This window comes from Pseudomonas sp. HY7a-MNA-CIBAN-0227 (genome assembly GCF_040310325.1).
GTDB lineage: Bacteria > Pseudomonadota > Gammaproteobacteria > Pseudomonadales > Pseudomonadaceae > Aquipseudomonas.
The window spans coordinates 1-291 of record NZ_JBEOPT010000068.1; the positions used below are offsets into that span (position 1 = coordinate 1).

1 protein-coding gene is annotated in these 291 nt (G+C 44.7%); it reads right to left on the reverse strand.

Going from position 1 to position 291, the window contains the following annotated elements; translation table 11 throughout:
* Window positions 1–33: 33 nt before the first annotated feature.
* The coding region (locus tag AAEZ06_RS27010) for a LysE family translocator (RefSeq protein ID WP_350617138.1) at window positions 34–291 on the reverse strand (258 nt) is incomplete at its 5' end.

Genomic DNA, 291 nt, shown 5'->3' on the forward strand with positions numbered 1-291 from the left:
GCACAAGACTTGCTAAATTGCTGACAAAGACCTTTAACCCATAAAACTATTCAACACTTCAGCCAATAACGCCGCGGCAATTAAAATAAATATCACCCCGCAGCCGCGATTTAGCCATGCCAAACGCTCGCCAACATCCAGCCAGCCCGCCAGCTTCTTACCACCAATGGTATAAATAAGTTGCCAAATCGTCTCGCTCAAAAATAGCCCACAAGTCAGCATAATATACTGCGGCCACAGCGGCGCGCTAAAATTAATAAATTTGGGGAAAAAAGCGGCAAAGAATAGAAT